We start from the raw sequence: 1,213 nt of genomic DNA, 5'->3' as shown, positions 1-1,213 counted from the left end.
ATGCCGACCAGCATGCCCTCTTCGCGGGCGGCGCGGCGGCCGAACTCGCGCGCGTCTTCGGCGTCGACCTGGATCACGCCGTCGAGCAGGTCGGTGTGCAGGTTGGCGGGCACGAAGCCGGCGCCGATGCCCTGGATGGGGTGGGGTGCCGGGCTGCCGCCCGAGATCACCGGCGAAGCCTTGGGCTCGACCGCGTACACCTTGAGCTGCGGCCACTTGGCCTTGAGCACCTTGGCGCAACCCGTGAGGTGACCGCCCGTGCCCACGCCGGTGATCAGCACGTCCAACCCTTCAGGGAAGTCGGCGAGGATTTCCTGCGCCGTGGTGCGCTCGTGCACCGCGATGTTGGCCGGGTTCTCGAACTGCTGCGGAATCCAGGCGCCGGGGGTTTGCGCGGCGAGTTCTTGCGCGCGGGCGATCGCGCCCTTCATGCCCTTCTCGCGCGGGGTCAGGTCGAACGTGGCACCGTAGGCCAGCATCAGGCGGCGGCGCTCGATCGACATGCTGTCGGGCATGACCAGCACCAGCTTGTAGCCCTTGACCGCGGCCACCATGGCCAGGCCCACACCCGTGTTGCCGGACGTCGGCTCGATGATGGTGCCGCCCGGCTTGAGCACGCCACTGGCCTCGGCATCTTCGATCATGGACAAGGCGATGCGGTCCTTGATGGAGCCACCCGGGTTGGCGCGTTCGGCCTTGATCCACACCTCGGCGGCGCCAAACAGGCGGTTCATGCGGACGTGCGGGGTCTGGCCGATGGTTTCGAGGATGTTCTGGGCTTTCATGTCTGGATTCCGAGGTGACGCAGGGTGAATCGTTGAAATGGGCTCGAACCAGCAAGGATACGCCGCCCCGGGTCAGAATAGCCGGATGACGCTGAACAACTCCAACAAGCTTGCATGGACTGCCCGACCGCATGCTCGGGCAGACAGATCGCCAACCGCTTGGCGGTTCATGGCGATGGCCTGGTTGATGCTGTGCACCCTGGTCGCCTTGTTGCTGAGCACACTGGCGCAGGCCCAGACCTTCCTGCCCCCTGACCAGGCTTTCCGAGTCGAGGCGCAAGCCTCGGGTCCCCGGTCCGTGGAGGTGCGTTTCGCGCTGGCGCGGGACGTCTACCTGTACCGCGAGCAGATGAAGGCCTCGCTGCAACCGGCGGGGGGCACCGAGCAGCCCCTGACCTGGGACCTGCCGCCGGGCGAGACCAAGTACG

General features: G+C 67.2%; 2 protein-coding genes. One reads left to right on the top strand and one right to left on the bottom strand.

The annotated features are described in order from the left end of the window. Nucleotides 1-785 (bottom strand): cysteine synthase A (gene cysK, locus B2W70_RS14485; protein WP_286746725.1); only part of this gene is annotated, 785 nt, incomplete at its 3' end. A gap of 169 nt (nucleotides 786-954) precedes the next feature. Between cysK and B2W70_RS14480 the strand changes: the two genes are divergently transcribed. Continuing rightward, the coding region (locus B2W70_RS14480) for a protein-disulfide reductase DsbD domain-containing protein (RefSeq protein ID WP_286746724.1) at nucleotides 955-1,213 on the top strand (259 nt) is incomplete at its 3' end.

This window comes from Aquabacterium sp. UBA2148 (genome assembly GCF_002328915.1).
Lineage (GTDB): Bacteria > Pseudomonadota > Gammaproteobacteria > Burkholderiales > Burkholderiaceae_C > Aquabacterium > Aquabacterium parvum.
This window is presented reverse-complemented; position numbering and strand designations above follow the sequence as displayed.